Below are 24546 nucleotides of genomic sequence, written 5' to 3'. Positions count from 1 at the left end.
TGAGGTTGACCCCTTGCCCTCCTCTTAAAAACACAAAAGTGCAGAAATTTAACTCCCTCATATCTTTATTGGTTCTTCTACTGGTTTCCGGTATGGGTGAGGTGCATGCACAAAACACTCCTCCTAACGGCACAGAGATTATAAACCAAGCCGTAACTACCTTCTCACAAGACGGTGGTGCTACTACTCTACAAACGCAAAGTAATGCGGTATATGTAGTAGTTGATGGAGTTCCAAGCTTCGCTCTTGAGGTTGATAATTCAATCAAAAGATTTAGAGGCGACAAAGTATTTTTTGATCACTACTTAGTTAATAATGGTGATCTTGCTTCTACCTTCGATATCAAGATTTACAATTCAGAGGAAGGGGAGTATGCTCTTGAAAATTTAACTCTAGAGAGTAGCCAGAAATCTAAATTTGCGAATACCGATACCTTATCCCAAGTAGTTACTCTACAGCCGGGTGAGCGTTTCGATTTTACTTATTCTGGTCAAATCAGCAATATTGAGAAAGATTCAACGACAGCAATCTTAAATATCGATGCCATTTCAAGAGAATTTGATGTTTCACTACAGCGTCGTGACTCTGTGTACATCTTATCAGGTTCTAGAATTGAATTAAATAAAGTTCAATCGGCTGGAGCTGATCTTCAATCAGGTGATAACTTCACTTATACTATCGACGGTCAAAACACTGGCGATGCTACCGCTTATCCAAGAACCATTTCTATTGATGGTATCTCAATGGATAAAGTGATTCTTCTTGATTCAATTCCTAATAATGTAAGCTTCGAACGCTTCATCTCTACAGATAAAGGTCAGCGACTATATAATTACGAAGGTTCAGGTAAGTTTGAATTCAGTTCAGTTGAACCAACAAACCCATCTGAAGTTTCAGTAATTGCTGTTGTATTTGATTCATTAGAAGCAGGCGAGACATTTTCAGCTACTTTTGAAGTACAAGTTAATCCAGGTGCAAGTGGCGATATCGAGAACATCGCAGAAGTAAGTTATGTTGATCCTGACGGTTCAGTAACTACGAGCTCAGCATCTAACAATGTAATTACTACCGTAGCGGGTGGCGCGAAAATTGACTACTTCACCGATGACTCATTCGAAAAGAGAACGGGTACTACTAGTATTGGGTCTGTACTTCATATTCAAGCAAGTGCAGCATCTTGTAATCAGTTTAGAACTCTTGTTGAAGAAGTAACTGTTAGGTTAACCTCATTTGAAACAGGTGATCGCGAAGAGTTCAGAGCTTTAGAAACAGGTCCTAACACGAGTATTTTCAGAATTACTGAAGATGTGCCTACTAGAAATGGTGTTCAGTTTGAAGTAGTGCCTGGTAACAGAATTCTTGAGACTGTTGAAGACGACGTTATTGAAGCTGAGCTTCAGTGTGATGGTATTAATAATGGCGGCGGTGGCGGCGGCGGAGCTCGTATTCAATCTACCGTTGTTGTTGATCCATTTGGAATCGTATTTGATAGTGAAACTAACGCTCCTATTACTGGTGCTGAAGTAAGTATTTATGATATTACAGGTGCTAACAACGGTGGTAATGCTGGCGGTTTAGCAACAGTTTATGAAGCAGATGGAACTACTGAAGCACCAAGCACTTATACCACGGGAATTGATGGTAAGTTTTCATTCCCATACCTAGAAATTGGCGAATATAGAATTGAAGTAATTACCCCGGAAGGATACTCTTTTGCTTCTGAAGTTCCTTTCAGTTTATTACCACAAGGTCGTAAAGTGGATACATTAGCTTCTTATGGTAAAGAGTGGCAGTTATCGAATGTCCCCAAAGGTACAGATTTTGACATCCCATTAGATCCTTTAAGTAAAGGTGTTCTCTTCACTGAGAAAACCGTGGATCGAAAAGATGCCGAAATCGGGGACTTCGTTAACTACACCGTAACTATTCGTAGTGAGGCTGTTAACACCGTTCGTAATCTGTCTATCGATGATAGCCTTCCATTTGGTTTCTCATACCAATTAGGTTCTGCAAAATTAGATGGTAACGCACTAGCTGATCCTGAAGGTGGCGAAGGTCCAGATTTGAAATTCAATGTTGGTGATATCGAAAGTGGTGCTACTAAAGAATTAACGTACCGAGTATTTGTAGGTCCTGGATCAGAAAAAGGGGAAGGGATTAACTCTGCAATTGCAACAAGTGATGAGGTAATTGTTAAGAGCAGTAACCTTGCTAAAGTTAAAGTTGAAGTACGTGGTGGACTATTTAACGACAATGCTTACATCATTGGTAAAGTATTCCAAGACTGTAACGAAAACGATATTCAAGATGCTGGTGAAGTAGGTGTTCCTGGAGTTCGTTTATATCTCGAAAATGGTAACTATGTAGTTACGGATAACGAAGGTAAATATACATTCTACGCTATCAAGCCTAACAAGCATGTACTTAAAGTAGACAACTACAGCTTGCCAAATGGTTCTAAGTTATCAGTATTAGATAACCGCCATGCTAACGACCCAAGTAGCCGTTTTGTAGACGTTAAGAAAGGGCAGATGCACCGAGCTGATTTCGCAATTTGTGAATGTGAGCCTGCAGTTAATGAAGAAATTGAAGCACGTAGAGCGCTATTCTCGGAAAATGCGAGTCAATCGCTATCAGGATCTCTTACAAGCAACTTCTCTGCTAACGATAATAACTTAAGTAGCTCTCAAGGTAGATTTGAGGATGCGAGTGGTACTGTTGGCGGTCCTAAAGAAGTAAAAGCAGCTTCTATTAAGAAGGATACTAAAGAAGATTCTACCGTAGCAGAAGCAACAGAAGTGCAGTCGCAAGTAGCGAAATTAGAAGAAGCACTCGTGAATGCGGAAGCAGGTTTAGGATTCTTAAACATTAGCGATAACGATACTCTTCTTACAGATACTTATACGGTATGGGCGAAGGGATTAAACGGTGCTAAGTTTGAGCTATATATTAATGGCGACAAAGTTGACGACAAGAGAGTTGGTCAATCAAGTATTTCTCCAACGAATAATCTTCAAGGTTGGGAATATGTGAGTTTAGATTTTGAAGCAGGACGTAATGAACTTAAGCTTCAAGAAGTGGATCCATTTGGAAATGTTCGCAATGAAGAAAGTATTGAAATTTTTGTACCAGGTACTCTAAAGAAAATTGATGTTCGTGTACCAAGAAATGATGTAGCTGCTGATGGTGTATCATCTGCACTCGTTCAAGTTGAATTACTTGACGAGAACAACTTAAGAGTGGGTTCTAAAACTCAAATCACATTAGATACTGAGTTTGGTAAGTGGAAAGTTAAAGACAACGATAGTTCAACTCCAGGTACTCAAACAAGTATAGAGAATGGTGTTGCTCAGTTCGAATTAACATCAACTGATAAGCCACAAACAGCAATCGTAAGAGCAACTTCGGGTATTATCGAAGGTGAAGCTAAAGTTGAGTTCCTACCAGATCTTCGTCCACTTATCGCCGCGGGTATTATTGAAGGTACTATTCGTTTTAACGAGGCGGTTAACATCAGTTCAGATAAAGAGACTGACGGTTTTGAAAGAGAACTAAAGCAGCTTTCTTATAGCATCGAAAACTTTACAGGCGATGCTCGTTTAGCTTTCTTCTTAAAAGGTAAAGTGAGCGGTAAGACTCTACTTACTGCCGGATATGATTCAGAAAAAGATAAATCAGATCGTCTATTCAGAGATATACGACCTGATGAATTTTACCCAGTATATGGTGAATCTTCTATCAAAGGTTTTGATGCACAGTCATCAAGTAGACTCTATGTTCGCGTAGATCGTAACAAAACGTATGCACTATATGGTGATTTTATCACCCAAGAGAGAGACCAAGATGTCCAGCTAGGAAATTATAGCAGAGCTCAAACCGGTTTGAAGGCAAACTTCGAAGAAGGTAAGATTAAAGCTCAGGCTTTTGGTGCAAGTGCATTCTCAAGTAGAAAAATCAGAGAGTTCCAAGGTCAAGGAATCTCACGTTATGATCTACCGGACAAAGACATTGTTGAAAATTCTGAGATCATTGAGTTAGTAACTTATGATCGTGAGCAGCCAGAAGTAATTCTAAGTGTAGATCGCTTAACTAGATTCCGCGATTATACTATCGATCCGTTCTCTGGAGTAATTACTTTCAGAACACCAGTTTCTTCTGTTGACCAGGATTTCAACCCAGTGTTTATCCGTGCTACTTATGAAGTAACTAACAACAAAGATCGTTACCTAATTGGTGGCTTAAATGTTGAAGGTCAAGTAACTAACGCCCTTAAAGTAGGAGCGGGTGTAGTTCGTGATAACAACCCAGATGATACCTTTACTATGGTATCAGGTAATGTGGTTGCTAACCTTTCTAAAGACACTAAAGTAGTTGCAGAGATCTCGAACACGAATTCAGATAACAACGGTAGTGGTTCTGCAGGTCGCGTTGAGTTAAATCACCGAGGTAAGAAATTAGATGTACTTGCTCAAGTAGGTAAGTCTGAAAAAGACTTTAGTAATCAGTCTTCTTCTCTAGGACAAGGTAGAACGGAAGCTCGTACTAAAACTCGTTACAAATTAACGAACACGACTAATGTTAATGCAGAGTTCTTGTACTCGCGTAACGACACTACTAGCGATAGAACATTCGGTGGTTTATTTACTGCTCAGCAGTCGTTTGGAAACAACTTAAGTGCTGAATTTGGCGTGCGTTACTCTGAGAACTACATGGCATCTCAAGATTCAACGAATTACAACACGAACCTTCGTGGTAAGTTGAATGCTGATTTACCATTCCTATCAGGTGCTTCTGTATTCGCTGAAGGTGAACAAGATCTAAACGACTCAGATAAGAAATTAATCGCGATTGGAGCGGATTACCGCTTAAAGCAACTAGCTAAGATTTACGCTCGCCATGAGTTTATTTCAAGTGCAGGTGGTATTAATACCTTAAGTAGCAACCGTCAGCGTAACAACACAGTAGTTGGTATTGATGCAACGTACATGAAAAACGGTCAGATTTTTAGTGAGTACCGTGTTAACGATGCATTTGACGGAAGAAGTGGTCAAGCGGCTATTGGTTTAAGAAACCAGCTTCAGATTGCTAACGGTATTGGCGCTAACTTTGGCTTCGAAAGAGTATTTACCTTAGAAGGACCTTCTGTAAATGACGGAACAGCTATTACAACGGCTATCGACGTAACACGTTCTTCGAACTGGAAAGCCACAGCTCGTGCTGAAGCTCGTTTCACTTCAAACACAGACACTTATTTAAATAGTATCGGTTACGGTTTACAGTTGAGCAAAGACTGGACTTTCCTAACTAGAAACATCATCTCTGTTACTTCTCAAGATGGAACAAGTGGTGTAAGCAAATTACAAGAGCGTTTCCAATTAGGTGCTGCTTACAGAAGTACAGCTACCAATAAATTTGACGCATTATTCAGATATGAATTCAAGCATGAGATTGATAAAGCTATCGACGACGATTTCTTTAGAACGGCTCATGTTCTTTCTTCGCACGGTAATTATCACCCATCAGCAGATTGGACCTTCTCGGGCCGTGTTGCTGCTAAGTACTCTATTGAAAATGATAGCCAGTCGAAGAGTGAAAGCTTCCTAGAGTTAATTTCGGGTAGAGCACTATATGATATTAATGAGAAGTGGGATGCTGGTATCAACGCAAGTTTACTAGCGAACAGCGATTTCACTACTAAAGATTTTGGATTTGGTGTAGAAGCTGGATTCTTAGTAGCAACAAACTTACGCCTTGCTGCTGGTTATAACTTCTTCGGATACGACGATGAAGATTTAACAGCTAACAACTACACGCAAAACGGTGCATACATTGGCTTCAGTTACAAGTTTGATGAGCGTATGTTCGACAAGCTTATCCCGAACAAAGCGAAGCGTAGCCCAATTGTAGATCCTGCTTTATACTTACAGTGTGAGGATACTTGTGAGCCACTTATCGTGAATACGAACCCAGTAGATATTTTACCATTTACTCCGGCTCCATTTGAGACTTCACTAGCTGTAGCTGATTTCAAAGGCAAAGAATTGAACTTCGAAAGAGTTGAGCCAATGACGGTTCTGCCGAAGCATATTCACTTCAACAACAACAGTACGTATATCAACCAGCCTGCAGCTCAAATGCTTGATAAAGTGGCTAAGTTCTTAATTGAACGTGGCGATGATTACTTCATCCGAGTTACAGGTCATACTGATAGCAAAAGTTCACAGTCTTACAACCTTGCGCTTTCTGAGCGTAGAGCGAAAGCCGTACGTGCTTACTTAGTAGCTGCTGGTGTGAATGCAGACTTACTACAGTTCGAAGGCTTAAGCTACAGTAAAAACGCTGTACCTGAGAAAGATCGTGTTGATATGGCTAAGAACCGTAGAGTAGAACTAGACTTAAGTGTTGAAAACAGAAATGTTCGCTTCATCACTCAAGTAGAAGATCTTCAGGTGAACCCAAGCATTAGAGGAATTAACAACTGGGATTACATCTACATTGCTGAACACAATGCTGTACCATCTGCCTTGAATCTAACTGGTAGCTCATTGAACAGAATACATGAGTACTTAATCAAGCGTATTGCACTTGCAATGAACGAGTACCAGAATGTAGATCTGACCATCGCAGCACCAAGCTTAGAAATTGCTAATGCAATTAGCATCCTTCTAAACGCTGAAGGAATTGATTCTAATAGAATTAGAGTAGTAAATAGTGCATCAAGTGGAGCAGTAAGGTTTGAGTATTCTAATACAGAAGTACTTAAAGTATACGAGCAAAATGATGATATTGAACTCATTAACAATAGCAGAGCATTGTCGATGATGGACAACCTATTAGACATCTTGAAAAACCGTGAAGACTTAATCTTACTACGTGATTACTCACAAAGCTACACTGTACCAAATAGTGTGACCTTTGCTGGAAACCAGGTTGAGTTAGACAATGAGCTTAGAGCCATAATTTCAAGAGTAGGTTCTTACTTATACACTAACAGAGCCGTAACGCTTAGATTAGTGGGTAATTCAACATCTAGTTCTGCAAAAAGACTTGAAGCTATTAAAACATATTTAGTGAACTGGGGCATAGACGCAGATAAGATTGAGATTACTACGAATGAATCTACAGTAGGAAGTGTGATTGGCTTAGAATACATGAATGCCGATTCAATTAACCTTCTGAAATTAGATCTCATCAACGATGGTAAAGGTGGGGGTAAATAATAGATGGATCGTAAGCACGAAATAACGATGACGGGTTATAAAGTAATTTTTAATATCGCAACTAAAGGTCTCGGTGCCTTTATGTTGCTATGGTTAATGCTATTCACAAGCGAGCTCTCAGCGCAGGTAGTAATTAACCAAAATACACTTACCTCAAGTAGTTATACTGTTCAACAAGATGGGCAGATTTCAATTACAATCAGTGGTGCTGATGGTGGTAATGGAAGTAATACATTAGGTGGTAAAGGGGCTACAGTAACCGCTTCATTTTATGTGAATGCTGGCGACATAATTCGTTATGTAGTAGGTGAAAACGGCCAACCAAACGCAGGATCAAGTGGTGGTGGTGGAGGTAGTACAGGTGTATTTATCAACGATGTTTTAGTAATGGTAGCCGGTGGTGGTGGTGGAGGTGATAACTCTAACGGCGCTGTTGGTTTAGGTGGTAATACAGGTACTGCAGGTGATGCTGGTACTGGTACAGGACCTGGTGCTGCGGGTACAAATGGTAATGGTGGTGGTACTACAACCAATACTACAGCAGCCGGTGGTGGTGGTGGTTACCTCTCGGCCGGTGGTTCAGGAAATGGTGGTGGTGGTGCTCGTGGAGACGCCACAACGACTGATCCTAATGTGTTATTAGCGATAGCTGCGGGTGGTGCTGGTAGTGGTACTGGTTCACGCGGTGGACAAGGATTTACAGGTGGTGGTGGTGCATCATCAAACTACTCTGGTGGTGGTGGTGGTTACTCCGGTGGTGGGGGTGCAGGTGCCAATGGTAGTGCTGGTGGTGGTGGATCCTTTGTAGATGCATCAGCTCTGAGTTCTAATTTTACAGCCGGTGCCAATGGTACATCGAATGAATCAGATGGATCTATCAATGCAACCTTTTTCCCAGATTCAGACAGTGATGGTGTTATTGACGACAATGACCCTGATGATGACAATGATGGTATTTTAGACACAAACGAGACAGGAGATACAGACAGCGATGGTGTTCCTGATCGTTTAGACTTAGACAGTGATAATGATGGTTTAAGTGATATTCTTGAAAGTGGTGCTGATTACACCACACTGGATCCTGATAACAACGGTATTATTGATGGAAATCAATTTAATGATACAGATAGCGATGGTTTATCAGATGATATCGAAGCTACAAATGGAGCCAATACAGGAACTACACCTGCAGAATCTGCCGATGATGCCGATTCAATTCCAAACTTTTTAGATTTAGACAGTGATGGCGATGGCCTGCCAGATAACATAGAGGCGCAGGCTACATCTACTTATTCAGCACCAACTTTTGTTAATAATGCTACTAATAGAGGGGTGAACGACAATGGCCTCTTTATTCCGGTAAATAGTGACCAGCTACACGCAAACGATGATACGATCCCTGATTATCTAGATACAGATAGTGATGGCGATGGCTTCACCGATGCTTCTGAAAATGGGGGAGATGTAACAACAGCTCCGACCTATGCAGATCCCAATGGTAACATTGATGATCCTACTCAGTTAACCAATGCTCAAAATCCACAAACCGCAGAAGTGGATTTCAGAGACGAAACGATCTTAGTGGTTAATCCGCCTTCAGATGTAACTGCAACTGCTATAAGTGCAGGTGCGATTCAAGTTTCGTTTGATGATGTTGGATCAGGAGGCTTTATCTCCTCATATACGGTTAAAAGAGCCACAAGCCCAGGCGGTCCTTATACTCAAGTAGGTACCGTTACCGACAATGAAAGCGCGAGCTATACATTTACGGATAACACTACCAATGATGGAACCACTTACTACTACATCGTTACTTCAACAAGCAGTGGTTCAACAGAAAGTGCCAATAGTGACGAAGCGAATGCTACAGCTGATGCAACCAATCCTACGTTTGAAAGTGCAGTTGTTGATGGAGCGTCTATGTTGGTTGACTTCTCTGAAATTTTAGATGGTACGTCGGTACCAGTAGCGGGTGATTTTGATGTGAAAGTAAATGGTATTTCCGTTGGTGTTTCTACGGTTAGTATCAGTAATGTACGTGTGAATATCGGTTTAACGAATCCTGTACAACCCGGCGATAATGTTACTATATCTTATACCTCAGGCACGAACGCTATTCGTGATGAAGCAGGTAACAACGCTACAAATTTTGTTGATCTTCCAGTAAACAATATCACCATAGGTTCTAGCGCCTTTGGCCCAGATCCATGCCCTATCTTTAATGGGCAAGATGCAAGTTGGGCTTGTTTTGATGGCGCCAACAACGGAACGAGTATGGATGCTAAAGTTGGGGACTTAACGGTTGCTTCGGTTACAGCAGCTTCAGGTTCACAAACTACGTTCTCTCCAAATGCTATTCAGGAATGGAGTTCGGGAGCTTTTTCAGGCGATCAGTTTAACGGTCCACAAGCAAACCCAAGTGGAAATGCAGGTAACACTACTTCTTTTGATATTAATGTACCAGCAGGGGTTCCTTCTGATGCCATCATATTTAGCTTAAACAAATTACGCCCTAATGCAGGTGCTACAACTTATACCATCGAAGCATTTGATGGCAGTAACAATAAAGTAGCACTGAATGGTTGGACCACAGGTCAAGGCGGCGACGGTGGGGTATGTACAAACTCCATTAACCTAAATTATACCAATGCTAATACTACCTTAGAACTTCAGCCTACTGTTTCAGGAAATTCACAGTGTGCATCTTCATCAAATCCAATTTGGTTTAGAGTAACTAGCACGGATGTTCGCAGAATTGAAGTTCGCAAAGTAGCTACTCAACCGGATAACATTCACGTTGGGATTGCAATCAAAGCAGACTACGGTGATGCTCCAAATACTTATAGAACTACTTATAGTTCTCGAACAGCCTCTCCTGCATTCCATTTATTAACAAACACAGGTGCAGGTACAGTTTACTTTGGTACTGGCGTTGATGGCGACGGGAACGGTGCTCCAGGTGCTAATGCAGATGGCGATGACACAGAAACAGCGGCTATTGATGGTGGAGATGATGAGTCTGGTATTTCAAGCTTCCCATTATTAAGAGCTAGTGATCAAGAATATACAGTTACCATTTCGGCAACTACAGGTGCTCGAGTAGGGGCATGGATCGACTTTAACCAAAACGGGTTCTTCGATGCCTCAGAATATACTTCCGCTGTAGCTAGTGGAGGTTCTGCAACACTTCGTTGGTCAGGACTTTCAGGGCTTAGCGCAGGTGATACTTATGCACGATTTAGAATTGCTACCAATGCGAGTTCAGTGTCAACTCCTTATGGGTTTGCCATTGATGGTGAAGTGGAAGATTACAAAATTACGATTGATGAGCCTGCTACCCCAGATCTTGACCTTACAAAAACAGTTAACAACTCTACACCTACTGAAGGTGAAGAAATCGTTTATACCTTATCTGTTACAAACCCTGGCACCTTCATGGCAAGTGGGGTTAAAGTAACCGATCAGTTACCAGCTGGAGTAACTTATTCAAGTCATTCTGAAACTCAAGGTTCGTACAATGTATCAACAGGGGTATGGAACATTGGTACCTTAGCTCAAGGAAGTGCAACTACGGTTACCTTAACAATTACAGCTACAGTAGATGAGAATACCTTGGGTAACAGCATTGACAATAATGCTGAAATAACATCACTGAATGAAAGTGATCCAGATTTAACGAATAACTCAGCAACGGCAAGTATTACCGTTGTTCCGGAAGAAGCCGACATCGCTATCACTAAGACCGCGAATAAGTCTCAGGCTTTAGAAGGGGAGTTAATTACGTATACCGTTGTAGTTACAAACAATGGTCCAAAACCATCTACCAGTTTAAAAGTTGTAGATCAGTTACCAACTGGTTTAGATTTTGAATCTGCCACTACAACCAAAGGTGTATATGTCACTTCCTCTGGAATTTGGGACATTGGCGTATTAGGTGTCGGCGAACAAGAGACGCTTACCATTGTAGCACGTGCAGCTGCAAACACAAAAAATTCAACTATTGTAAATACAGCCGATTTAAACAGTCAAGATCAAACAGACAACAATTCGGCGAACAATACTTCATCGGCAAGTGTAGATATTATTGAAGCTACCATACCAGCTAATTGTTTGGATATTCCAACCTTAGACTTCTCAACCTTTACCTTGCAAAGTGGATCTGCGGGTCAAGTAGGGGCTATTTATAGATACACCAATGTAACAACAGGCGTGGATGCCGAAATAGAAATTATTACGAATAACAATGCATCCCTTGTAAACTTCGATCAAGCAACAACAGGAACAGCTCAAAACTTCCAGCCTCAAATTGAAGCGGTTGATAAAACATTAGCGGAAGCATACATCGATTTTGAAATTCGTTTTTATGAAGCAGGAACTTCAACCGAACGCTACTTAACTTTTACTTCAACTGGAGTTGATGTTGATGGTGATAACCAAGACACCCGTGAATTTGTAGGATTCCAGCGACTTAGTTCATTTACAATTGAAACAGCTACGAACTTATTGGTTGGTACTGAAGGTATTTATACCACCTTTGAAGCGGCAACATCGGCAGTTGTAAATGGTATTGATCCAAATGCTACTGAGAATGCGGCATATACTACCTATAAAAACGAGCCTAAGTTTAGATTAAGAGCAGGGTTGAAAGATCCTACAAATGGAGCTACAGGTGGGGCTGCTCAACGATTATTCTCTTTTAACTTTGATGCGTGTATTAAAAATAACTTTACAAACCCTACATCTGAAAATGTGGTAGATGTGGGTGTAGTGAAGACTGTTAATAACAACAACCCACAAACTAGTGGAAATATTACGTACACCATTGAAGTTTCAAATAAGCAAAATAATGCGGTTGGTGGAGTTGAAGTTACTGATAACTTTCCAGGTGGTGTATTAGTCAATAACATTACTGTTAGCCAAGGTACTTTCAATGGTAACACATGGAATGTTGGAACCTTAACAGGGCTTCAAACAGCTACAGCTACTATTAATGCTACAGTAACTGCTACTGCCAATAATACGGTGAATAACACTGCTACATTAACAGCGGTTAACGGTAGAGATGGAAATTCTAATAACAATAGCTCAACGGCTACTTTTGTAGTACAAGGCTTTGGTGGCGGTTGTAACGAGCCCCCATTGTATAACTTTACCAACCCTAGCCTCGAGGAAGGGGTGGACCGACAACTTAATGCCGTATATCGATTTAGTAATGTAGGCCCAGGACTGGATGCCTTAGTTAAGGTGAAGTCGTTAGTGAATGCGGTTATCGATCAGATTGATGCCGACGGTAGTGCTAACAGAACACAAAACTTTAGCCCATTCTATACTTCAACTTCCAATGGTGGATATGTAGAGTGGCAAATTACCTTTGTTGAATCAGGTACTTTTAATCCGGTTAAACAAACATTTGCATTAACTGCACTTGATATCGATGGTGGGGCGAATCAAACGCAGAGCGTACGCGATTACTTAAGTTTTGCTCAAAACTCATCTAATACCGTTCAGTCTGGTAACAACCTGACGGAATCGACAGTAGGTGAATTCCAACGCTTCGAGTCATCGGTAGCGGCAGGTGGTAATGGTTCATTTGATATCGACCATATTGCTTATATCTCTTATAAGTACTCATCTGTATTTGAAATTAGAACGGGTTCTTTCACCACAGGTAACTTACAAGCTTCCCGTTTGGTAGATATCGACTTCGTACAGTGTAACAATGAAGAGTTTACAAACCCGGTTGTTACTACACGTGATGCTGACCTTGCGGTAACCAAAACTGCCGACAAACAAAATTTATTAGAAAACGAGACCGTTAATTTCACCATTGATGTGACGAATAATGGTCCTGAAAGAGCGACTGAAATTGACGTTTACGAAAAACTTCCTACTGGTTTAACCCTTGTTCAGGCGAATCCAACACAAGGTGCTTACAATCAGATTAACGGTATTTGGAGTGTTGGAACCATCGCAAATGGTGCTTCTGCACAGCTTGATATTGAAGCTACTCTAGATGCAGGAGTTTCAGCCGATTCACTCGTGAATACTGCCTATGTATTAGGATTCAACCAAGTTGATCCGAATCAAGCCAACGACACTAGTAGTGTTACACTAACACTCAGCAATCAAGTGGATGGTATTGTATTTAGAGACCGCTTAGGTAATGGTATTACTGATGGCGACACCAATTTCGGGGATGCGGCTGGCGATCAACAAGCACTTAAAGATGTTGAAGTTCATTTATTCAAAGACGGTGGTGATGGTGTGGCCGATGGGGTTGATGATACCTATATCGGAAGTGATTCAACATCAACCACTGGTAAATTTGATTTTAATATTGGTGCCGATGGAGACTATTGGGTAGTAGTTGATTCAAAAACTGGCGGACTAAGTAATGGTACTACATGGGCTGAACAGACTTATGCTCCAGCGGGTGCGCTCTGTTCCGACGGGGCTGGTTCAAGTACCACTAAAGCTTCTGCAGGCAATTGTTTCGGTGGACGTAGAGGAGGTGTTTCTGATAACATTTCAACTAATCCAGTTCCTAGCGATTTAGCAAATGCGGAACACGTGGCTAAGTTCACGATGGCAGGTGCTAATATTACCGATCTTGATTTTGGATTCAGCTTCAATGTTGTAACGGATACTCGTGATACTGACGATGATGGAACAGCTGCAAGAACAGCTCAAGGTTCATTACGCCAGTTCATTCAAAATGCGAATGCAATCTCAGGTTCAAATGCGATGCGTTTTGTGCCTGCTGTACCAACCAATGCAAGTGGTAGTGGGGGCTCGTGGTGGACGGTAACCCTTAACTCTGCTCTTCCTCAATTAACAGATGCATTAACAACGGTAAATGGTACGGCATACGACCTCAATGCCCCAACTTCAGTTATAGATACGAACAGTGGTACTGTTGGCTTTGGTGGACAAGTTGGAACCGATCAGCAATCACTGAATGTATTCGATCGAAAAGAATTAGAAGTAAACCTAAATGATGTTGGTAACACCGCATTTAGTATAAACAGTAGTGGATCTATCATTGTTAGAAACATGGCATTCTATAATGGAAGTAGATCCATAGATCTAGTGAATACCAATAGTGGTACTATTGAACGTAACTTCTTAGGAGCTCGTGCTGATGGAACCAATCCGGGCGGTGCAAATCGTTCAGAAGCAGGTCTTGTATTATCTGGCTCAGGAAATACTTCAGCACTACTACAACGAAATTATATTGCCTATACAACCGGCTCAGGTGTTAGTTCCACCAATGCGAATGCTAACATGCAATTCACTCAAAATGAGGTGTACCAAACAGCAACGGGTGTAGCTAACGCTGATGGTATGGAAGTAGTGGGTACATGGATGATTAACCGTAACCTCTTCCATGAAAATGGGTTCGCTAGCTCGAATGAAGTGTATGGTGGTAGTGGTATCGAAGTTGGCAATAGTACAGGTACAGTTGTTTCAGGAATCACTATTAGAAATAACACCATTCGCGATCAAAAAGTAGCGGGTATCAGTGTACTGAACAGAGTATCAAACTCTATCATTGAAAAGAATATTATTACAGGTAACGGTACCAACTATAGTGGTACTCCTTATAAAGGTGCAGGTGTGAAATTAAGCTTCCCAGATGCACAACCTCAGCAAGGAATTCTGATTTCAAAAAACAGTTTCTCTAACAACTTCGGTTTAGGTATAGATGTTGTGACTACAGGAACCGGTGCTGCCGATGGGGTAACACCTAATGATGGAGTAACTCAAGACCCAACGGTTCAGCCTAATAAAGGCCTAGATTACCCAGTATTTACACTAGCTACAGTGAGTGGAAGTCAGCTAACCGTTGAAGGTTACATGGGTACAAATTCGAACAGAGTTTCAGGCACTTATACTATTGAAGTATATAAAGCTGCAGATGATGGAAATAACGATGGTTTAATTGAGGTGGGTGGAACACTGTCTAGACCTCATGGTGAAGGACAAACCTTAATTGGTACGATTACTACAGCTTCAGATGGTTCGTTTAGCGAAAGCTTTACAGTATCAGGGGCTTCAATTGCTGTGAACGACCGTATCACCGCTATTGCTTACGATTCAGGGAATAACACTTCAGAATTTTCTTCAAACCAGCGAGTGGTGCCAACGGGTGTTTCAGTAAGTGGTTATGTATTCCATGATACGAACCATAATACAAACCGCGACAACAGCGAGAGTGGATTAGAAAATGTGACTGTTGTGCTATACAATCGTCAGCTTAACAACTGTAAGAGTGTATTGACGGATGCTAATGGTTTCTATCAATTCACAAACGTATTAAATGGTTCGTACGACTTAATCGAGTCGTTTGGCCAAAGTGTACCTACCCCTGATGTGTGTACACCTGCTGAAAACGATCCAGATAACTTTATTTCTACTACTCCAAACTTAAGAACGGTTACGGTTAACAACCTTCCAGTACAGCAGAACTTCGGTGATTTCGAAGGTTCGAAAGTGGAAGGGCGTGTGTTTAACGATAACGGCATTGGTGGTGGAACGGCAAATGATGGTATCCTCAATGGCGGCGAAGTAGGAATTCAAGGAAAAACTGTAAAAGCATTAACAGGTGCAGATGCTCTCATCGAGCAAACTACTTCAAATGCCGAAGGACGTTATACCTTATGGATTCCACGCTCAGTTGTAGGTTCAGGTGGAACCGTTAAGATTCAAGAAACGAATGGTACGTCGCACGTATCAACCGGAGGTACTGCAGGAACTACAGGCGGTAGCTACGACATCAATACCGATGTAACCACTTTTACGAATACCGTAGCTCAAGAATATACAGGAGTGAACTTTGGTGATGTTCAATTAAGTAGTTTCTTAACAGACGGTAACCAAAATATTCAGCCAGGCTCTATTGCTCTGTTTACGCATACATTCAATGCTAAAACAGCCGGTGATGTTACATTCTCTACTTCATCAGTGAATAATCCAACAGGTTCAAACTGGCCAATTGTATTGTATAGAGATACAAACTGTAATGGTGCAATTGATAGCGGTGAACCCGTACTAGATGGAACCAATGCTGTAAGCGTTGTAGCCAACGAAACAGTGTGTGTAGTTCTGAAAGTAACGGCACCACAAGGGGTGAATAATGGTGCTACTAGTACAACTACTATCACCGCAGACTTTGTGTTATCTGGAACGTCTCCACAAATATCGCAGACGTTAACACGCTCTGACATCGTTGTAATTAACGATCAAGAAGCCGGACTCGTAATTGTAAAATCGGTTGATAAAACCTCGGCATTGCCAGGTGAAATATTGACCTATACAATCAGTTACCAAAATAACGGTGATGAGCCACTAAGCTCACTCGAAATTATTGATAACACCCCTATATACACTACATATAATTCAGGTAGTTGTGGAACACTTCCCAACAATTTGACTTCATGTACAATCACAGCCCCAGCAGTTGGTAGCTCTGGTGGCGTTAAATGGACATTCGGAGGAACTCTAGCACCTGGTGCAACAGGGCAAGTTTCCTATACCGTAAAAATAGATAATTAAGGTACACCCAATGAGTAAAGAGAAGAAACAGCCGCTGGTTTTTGTCGTGGAAGACAACCATGCATACCGGATATTAATCGGTCGAATATTAGAACAGAGAGGATTCACTGTAATGTTATTTGAAAACGGAATTAAAGCCCTAGAGATGCTTAGTTTCGTACAGCCAAATATCATTTTATCAGATATCCAGATGCCAGGAATGGATGGCTTTGAGTTATTCGAAGAAATAAAACTCAAATTCCCTGAAGCTAAAATCCCATTTCTATACATTTCATCAACTCAATCAGAGTCTATGATTTCGAAAGCGAATGATATGGGAAGCGATGCATTAATTAGAAAACCAGCACAACCGGAAGAACTTTTTTCAGTGATAAACACTACACTAAAGAACTTCGTAGCGGCTTAAAATTGAATTTCATTTAGGTAGTGGAAGAAGTAGATTTAAGACATGATCACTTCTTCTAAAACCATATTGCTCCGCAGCATCGATTATCAAGAATCGAGCAAGATTATCACAGTACTTTGTGAAAAAAATGGCAAAGTAGCATTGATGGCAAGAGGCGTAAAAAAGCCCAAAAATAAACTAGCAGGATGTATAGAAGTAGGTAACATTATCGATGTTACCTATTACTACAAGCCTTCCCGAAACATCCAAACCATCAAAGAGGCTTCTATAGGGTATCAGTCTTTAAACTTCCGCAAAGATTTCGAACGAGCTTCAATTTTATATGCAACGCTCGAGCTAATCGCCCAACTCACCCATGAAAATGAAGAAAATCTCGAAGTATTTTCTTTTGCTGAAAGCTTTATTAAATGGTTAGGGGATAGTGAGTTCGTTCATCCATCTATATTCGCTTATGTTCAATTACGGCTTAGCCAAATTATTGGCTTCGGTTTAATTGATGATACCACTCAAGAAAACGAAACTGTTTATTTAAATATCAGTAGTGGAAGCATTGCACATCAACCCGACTCTGAACTATCCTATAAGCTTACAAACCTTCAATCCAAGTTTGTGACCTTAGTATTGAATGCAAGGAACAGTGAAGTTTTTAAGCTTGGTTTGCAGAATCTTGAACTTAAAAAGCTTATAAATCATTTAGACGTATACTTTAAGTACCATTTAGACGGTTATAAAGAACGGCGCTCTGATACAATATTCGAACAGATGATGAAGGTAACATGATATGAACTCTAGAAATCGCTTCTTAACAGGCTTATTACTCATTCTTATTGGTGTATCCATTGGTACAATTTTAGCCTTGTATACCATGAATGAAGAACTCGCACCTCTAGCTGAAGTTCGGTATACAGAAATTAGTAAAAGTGAAGAGCCTCTCTTTGAAGACGAAGACCTAGCCGCCATTGATACTCGTTTTGTTTTTAAAACCATTGCTGAAAAAGTAACCCCATCGGTTGTATACATTGAAACTTTGGTACCTGTTGGTGGCTCGAATAGTGAAGCCAATAGCTTTTGGGATAGGGTTATGCCAAGAAGGGCTCGAACGGTGGGCTCTGGGGTAATGATTACCAAAGACGGCTATATCTTAACGAATAATCATGTAGTTGAAGACGCGGTTGAGCAAGGCATTAAAGTAGTACTAAACGATAAAAGAGAATACCCTGCTAAAATTGTGGGTCTAGATCCAAGTACAGATTTAGCCGTGATTAAAATTAATGGCGAAAATTTCGAAGCTATCACTGTTGGTAATTCAGAAACCGTTGATGTAGGCGAATGGGTGCTTGCCATAGGAAACCCATTTAGATTACGATCTACCGTAACAGCCGGTATTGTGAGTGCGCTTAGTCGAGATGTTCAGATCATTGATGATAATTTTAGAATTGAGAGCTTCATCCAAACAGATGCAGCCATTAACAAAGGAAACAGTGGGGGAGCCCTCGTAAATACCAGTGGACAGTTAATCGGTATCAATACGGCCATAGCCTCTCAAAGTGGGAGTTACCAAGGGTATGGGTTTGCTGTTCCTATTAATTTAGCGATGAAAGTGGCTACCGATCTCATGGAATTCGGCGAAGTGCGACGTGCATTGCTTGGCGTAAGTATTACGGCCGTTGATTACGAACGAGCTATTCAAATTGGCTTAGAACAAGTTCGAGGGGTGGAAATCGTTGCTATCACAGAAAATGGTGCCGCCTATGAAGGGGGCTTACGTGAAGGGGATGTAATTCTAAAAGTGAACAACTTTGAAGTAAATGAATCCAACCAGCTTCAAGAAAAAATAGCGATTGTAAGTCCTGGCGATGAAGTAGACCTAACCATTTGGAGAGATGGCAACGTAAGTACAAAAACGATTTTACTTAAAGTGCTGGAACAGCCCGGAATTGATGACTTAATTGGTGAACAAATTATCCCTGAAAATAACGATGACGCACAGAATTTTAGGCTAGATGTAGACTTTCATGAATTTGATAATGGCTTTCGGGTAGTAGCAATTCCAAATCCAGATGAACCCGATACCCAAAAGCTTATAGTTTCAAAGGTTTATAAATATTCTGAAGCTTGGAATAGAGGGCTTAAAAAAGATGTAGAAATTGTATCGATTGATGAAGTTCAAGTTGAAGATCTCGATAGTTTGAAAGAACTTATTACCAATAATTTAAATGACAATGGAAAGGTAACCCTAGAAGTGATAAACGAAGATAATGCAATAGGGTTTATCGAACTGAAAAAGGACGAATGAAAAAAATCTCACTATGGGCACTCATCGGTGCCTTTTCTTTTACACTAGCTTGTACAGGAGCTAAAGTTACTTCTACTACTAGCACTAAAAACCAAGCGGACACTTCTATTTATCCCGCTTGGTACAACAACGATGGTTTTGCAACAGATAGCACCAGCTTCTTAGCTGTAAGCGAAGGCGTAAGCACTGATTCAACCATGGCTTTAACTAGAGCTAATTCACAAGCCAAAGTAAGGTTAGAAAGTAATATTGCTAAAGAATTGGAAGCGGTTAGAAAAGCCCTTGTAAAAAACGGGTCTTCCACCGCTGATACGAAAGGTTTTATCGTAGCTCTACGAAATGCGCACTATCGTGTACAAGACGAGGCAACTATATCAAACTCTATAGCCCTTAAAAAAGGAACGAGCTATGTCGCTTTTGCCGAAGCTCAGATTTCAAAATCAGAAGTGCATGATATTTTGAAAAACTCCATTGGAAAAAATGCCCGGTACTGGAGAGTGCTTATGAACGACTCATCGTTCAATGAACTCTTAGGAATGTAATTCTACTCAGTAAGAATTTTAAAGCCCTGTTGTCGTATGGATAGCAGGGCTTTTTTTATACTACATATTCGGGTAGTGTAAAGTAATAGGGATTAATTATACTGCAAGGGTAGTATCAAACCGTAATTATATCGGAGATTATTATGAAACTGCTGGTTGTAAGTATAGCCCTAATGATGGGGATTCTGGGTATTGTTGTGAATATGGAAAGTGAAGCAACTAGTATAAATTTACCCAACAATGTTTTTGAACTTACCATACATGAAGACAGTGTAGATGTGATAAAAAATTCATCTAACGCCAAAGTGAAAGTGTTTAGAGTGGATAAAAAACAAGGCTGCACGCCCATAAACTCAAGGAAATGCGAAAAAAGAGAGGGTATTGGTAGACTTGAAAAAGATTCCCTGTATCAAGCCAAAAAGAACATTAAAGCCTATAAAGTTAGGAATAAGAAAGACTTTAAAATTCGAATGAAATTCGATATTGCTGACTTAGCAACTGACCCTAAAGGGGAGACATTATATCCTATTTATTACCCAGGAAAAGAATTCCAAAATTTTATAGATAAAATGCAGTGCTACAACTATCCGGGTTATGACCCTGCGAACGACTTATGCGTATTCAAAGGTGTGCGTAAAGGGAATCATTATGTTATCGACGTGCCAATCATCAAGAAAATTCCTAAGAAGAAGCATGATCACCCCCATAAAGAAGATGAGAAAGAGTTTGCGGAAAAAATGAAAAACCTCATCATTTACCACATTGATTCTCATCTATGTGATCCAAACCCTGCCAAACCTTGGGAGTGCCAAACCTAGGCTCATAATTAGAATTAAGTCTAAAGTTGGATTAATCATAGAATTCGTTATTTATTGACACTAATTGATGACAAATCATGAATAAGTGAAATCGTTTCGAATTCTACTTCTTACAGTTCTTGGGTTACTATGTACACAAAGTGTATGGAGCCAGGGGTATTCTTTTACCAATTATTATGCCCCTAAGCAGGCTCGAACTGGAAGTAATATCTGGGACATCTACCAGGGATCGAATGGGTTGATGTATTTTGCTAGTACAACAGGTGTTGTGATTCATGATGGGATCAACTGGATCCCCATTCATATCGAAGAAAAGGGCAGGGGTTTAGATATTCTTGAGATATCAGCAGATACGCTGTTGGTAACGGGGCAAAATGGAACGGGTTACCTCGTTTCTGATTCTACTAACAATCCTATTTATACTTCCCTTAATACATCAACTAATGCGGGGGAGCAGTCGCTAGTATTTACTAAGATTCATCGTTTGAAGAAGCAGGTGTATCTAACGGGTTCTGGTGGATTATATGCACTACAAAACGATCAGCTAATCAAGATTGATGAGATTAATTCATATGTAATTACTTCCTTTAAAGTAGGTGATGAATTGATTTTAAGTACTCCAGATGGCCTTTGGGCATATGATGGTAGTGATGCCATTCAAATTAGTGGAAGTGATCAATTAGCCAATACACCCATTCTGGCAAGTGCTGTAATAAATTCCACTCAAGCATTTCTGTTTAGCTATAATGGCGACTCGTTTTTTCTAGATGATCATACCGTCAAAAATATAGACACAGATTTAGATAGTGATACTCAGGTTTGGGATGCCATTAGCATTTCTGACAATCTGTTAGCTATTGCTACTCGGAATAAAGGGGTGATTTTCTTAGATCATGATTTAACGACCCATTCGGTTTTTAATGAGTCGAATGGATTGGCTACCAATCGTGTGAACACCCTGTATTTAGATGAAGAATCAGTACTCTGGATCGGCTTAGGGGATGGAATTCAAAAGTTATTACTAAATGGCGATGCCTTCAAATATGGGAGTGAACATGGTATTAAAGAACCCATTTCAGCCTTTACTATTAATGGGATTCATCAATATGCTAAAACAAGAAATGGTGTTTTGTATAGGGATTCTTCAGAACAACAATCCTTTAGCGCACTAAAAAGCGTTAATCATGTCCAAAGTGATGGTACTACCGCTTGGTATATAGGAAGTGAAGGCATCGGTATTATGAATGGGAGGCAGAAACAGGAAGCTATTTTTGATGACGAAGCCGTAATTCAAATTTTTGAAGAGGTGAATGAAAGTGAAAGTATACACTTCTTAACCCCCGGTCGGATTATAGAATACACCGGCACTCGTTTTCTAGAACATCCGATAAACTCAGACATTCAAAATGCAGAATGGGTTGATGGGGCTTATTTTCAGAATAAATACTATCTATTAGATCGCAAAGATGGAGTATTTGTGTATAGCGACTCAACCTTGAAGAAGGTGCCCATTGCTGTGAATAGCAACGAACGAGTGTTTGTAAACACTTTAGAAATTGTAGACAAGCAGGTCATGATCGGGGTAGATGTAGAAGAGGGGAGCTCCGGCTTATATCAATTAAATGAAAAGGGGGTTTTTGAACTTGCCAGTAACTTCAAAGAAGTGGATGAAGAACTTATATCAAAGCAGGTTTTTTATATAAAAGAATGTTCAGCGTATGAATTCTGGGTAGTTAATAACAAGAAAGTAAAACGCGTAATCAAAGTGGGCGGTGTTTATGAAGTGGTAAGCGATCCCTACACTCAAATTGGAGAACAGGAATCCATCTTTGATATCGCATGTGATGAATCAGGCGTTTGGTTTGGAGGCATTGAAGGGTTGTATCACTTACCGAATGTAAACTGGTTCAATGAGGTCCGCTCTAAAACATTAATTACCAATTTTTATGCCTCAGGCGATTCTTTGCTATATGGCGGATTTGGAACTCCGAGCAATCAACCATTCATATTAGATTATTCTGAAAACGAGCTACGGTTCAACTTCACATCTACCAGTTTTGTAAACAACACTGAAAATACCTTCAGTTATAAATTAGAAGGATTCGATGCCAATTGGAGTATATGGAATAAGGAACAGCAAAAGGATTATACCAATATTCCTGAGGGCAACTATACCTTTAGGGTGAAATCGAAAAATGTATACAACATTGAAGGGGATATAGCTGCATTACAGATTAAAGTGCTTCCACCTTGGTATCGAACTTGGTGGGCCTATACAGCATATGCTCTGTTGATAGGGTTGATACTCTATTTGATCTATCGTATCCGAGTTCAGCAGATACTGAAGGTGCAAAACATCCGAAACCGCATTGCGGATGATTTACATGATGACTTAAGTGGAACCCTTATTGGTATCAGTAATTTTGCCCGGGCTATTAATCGTTTTGAAGACGAAGAGAAGAAGAAAAGATTTGTTCAACTTATTGAAAAAAGTGCAGGAGAAGCCAAAGAAAAAATTTCAGATATAGTGTGGGCAATCAATCCTGAACACGATGACTGGGAAAGTTTTGTGGCGAAGTGTAGAAGGTATGCCTCCGACCTACTAGGGGCTAACGAAATAGAATTCGACTTAGATATGGATTCCATAATTCATGGTAAGTTGCCTATGAACACACGTCAGAATTTGTGGCTCGTTTATAAAGAAATCATTACAAATATTGTACGTCATGCAAAAGCGAGCTATGTGCAAATTGCATTCAATATTGAATTAGATACACTGAAAATCTTTATTAGAGATAACGGAATTGGTTTTGATGAGAACGAGATTGAACGCGGTAATGGGCTTTTAAATATCAAACAAAGAGTACTTCGTTGTAAAGGTAAAATAAAGTTAGAGAGTGAATTGAATAAAGGTACTAAGTGGGAAATCGAAGTTCGACTATACCCTTAATACCACATTGTTATGTAGAGTTAATGGCGATGTGCTTCCTTAGCTTGTAGTTGATTATAAATGAATATGAATCATTTGATACGAATAGTAATAATAGAAGACAATCCATACGTACGTGAAGGTTGGCAAACCTTCATTGATATGGAAAATGATATGTGTGTACTTGCTTGCTTCGAAAGCGTTGAGGATGCTTTAAAAAGCAAAGAACTGAAACAAACAGATATCATTATCATGGATATCGATTTGCCCGGTATGTCGGGTATTGAAGGGGTAAAGCATATCATGAAATTAGATATCGATCCAACAATCATAATGGCTACCATACATGATGATGACGATAATATCTTTCAAGCATTGAAAGCAGGTGCGATGGGGTATATGGTTAAAAAGACATCCCCAGAAAAATTAGTAGAAGCACTGAGAGACGCACATACTGGTGGGGCACCCATGACTCCCAACATAGCAAGGAAGGTAATTGGTACCTTTCATGCCATTACAAATCCGGATGAAGAACAACTAACCGAACGTGAACTTCAGATATTGAATGAGCTGGCTACTGGTCGTTCTTATGCCGAAATAGGTAAAAAAATATTCTTATCAACCGATGGAGTACGGCATCATATCAGAAAGATCTACCGGAAACTAGAAGTACACTCAAGGTCGGAAGCTATAAGCAAAGGGATGAATCGAAATCTGATAAACCTTGATTCAGACAAAGAATAAGGCTTTCAAATTTGCACTTTTTATGTACATTGCCCC

At 40.3% G+C, this 24546-nt stretch carries 9 protein-coding genes; all 9 read left to right on the top strand.

The window, feature by feature from the left end; translation table 11 throughout:
- Positions 1 to 38 precede the first annotated feature (38 nt).
- Positions 39 to 7220 (top strand): OmpA family protein, encoded by a 7182-nt coding sequence (locus tag B155_RS0102525; RefSeq protein WP_169331262.1) that lies wholly within the window; start codon positions 39 to 41, stop codon positions 7218 to 7220.
- A 3-nt stretch (positions 7221 to 7223) separates the two neighbouring features.
- Positions 7224 to 16775, top strand: coding sequence for a GEVED domain-containing protein (locus tag B155_RS14000; protein ID WP_018126668.1), 9552 nt, complete (start codon positions 7224 to 7226; stop codon positions 16773 to 16775).
- Between the two features lie 10 nt (positions 16776 to 16785).
- Complete coding sequence (locus tag B155_RS12810) at positions 16786 to 17181, top strand: response regulator (RefSeq protein ID WP_040368031.1); 396 nt, start codon at positions 16786 to 16788, stop codon at positions 17179 to 17181.
- Positions 17182 to 17223: 42 nt separating this feature from the next.
- Positions 17224 to 17961, top strand: coding sequence for a DNA repair protein RecO (recO, locus tag B155_RS0102510; protein WP_018126666.1), 738 nt, complete (start codon positions 17224 to 17226; stop codon positions 17959 to 17961).
- A 1-nt stretch (position 17962) separates the two neighbouring features.
- Positions 17963 to 19477: a S1C family serine protease gene (locus tag B155_RS0102505; protein WP_018126665.1), complete on the top strand. Its 1515-nt coding sequence runs from the start codon at positions 17963 to 17965 to the stop codon at positions 19475 to 19477.
- Positions 19474 to 20019, top strand: coding sequence for a hypothetical protein (locus B155_RS0102500; RefSeq protein WP_018126664.1), 546 nt, complete (start codon positions 19474 to 19476; stop codon positions 20017 to 20019). Before B155_RS0102505 ends, B155_RS0102500 begins: the two co-directional genes overlap by 4 nt.
- Before the next feature lie 143 nt (positions 20020 to 20162).
- Positions 20163 to 20837, top strand: coding sequence for a hypothetical protein (locus B155_RS0102495; protein WP_018126663.1), 675 nt, complete (start codon positions 20163 to 20165; stop codon positions 20835 to 20837).
- 85 nt (positions 20838 to 20922) lie between these two features.
- On the top strand, positions 20923 to 23787 hold the full coding sequence (locus B155_RS0102490) for a sensor histidine kinase (protein ID WP_026167150.1): 2865 nt from the start codon (positions 20923 to 20925) through the stop codon (positions 23785 to 23787).
- 66 nt (positions 23788 to 23853) lie between these two features.
- On the top strand, positions 23854 to 24510 hold the full coding sequence (locus B155_RS0102485) for a response regulator (protein ID WP_157464705.1): 657 nt from the start codon (positions 23854 to 23856) through the stop codon (positions 24508 to 24510).
- The last annotated feature ends 36 nt before the right edge of the window (positions 24511 to 24546 follow it).

It is taken from the genome of Balneola vulgaris DSM 17893 (genome assembly GCF_000375465.1).
GTDB classification, from domain to species: Bacteria; Bacteroidota; Rhodothermia; order Balneolales; family Balneolaceae; genus Balneola; species Balneola vulgaris.
The sequence above is the reverse complement of the archived record's forward strand: the minus strand, read 5'-3'. Positions and strand labels throughout refer to the sequence as shown.

Coding starts and splice junctions, on each gene's coding strand:
- B155_RS14000 (WP_018126668.1), top strand. CDS start 7,224: ATGGATCGTAAGCACGAAATAACGATGACGGGTTATAAAGTAATTTTT.
- B155_RS12810 (WP_040368031.1), top strand. CDS start 16,786: ATGAGTAAAGAGAAGAAACAGCCGCTGGTTTTTGTCGTGGAAGACAAC.
- recO (WP_018126666.1), top strand. CDS start 17,224: ATGATCACTTCTTCTAAAACCATATTGCTCCGCAGCATCGATTATCAA.
- B155_RS0102505 (WP_018126665.1), top strand. CDS start 17,963: ATGAACTCTAGAAATCGCTTCTTAACAGGCTTATTACTCATTCTTATT.
- B155_RS0102500 (WP_018126664.1), top strand. CDS start 19,474: ATGAAAAAAATCTCACTATGGGCACTCATCGGTGCCTTTTCTTTTACA.
- B155_RS0102495 (WP_018126663.1), top strand. CDS start 20,163: ATGAAACTGCTGGTTGTAAGTATAGCCCTAATGATGGGGATTCTGGGT.
- B155_RS0102485 (WP_157464705.1), top strand. CDS start 23,854: ATGAATCATTTGATACGAATAGTAATAATAGAAGACAATCCATACGTA.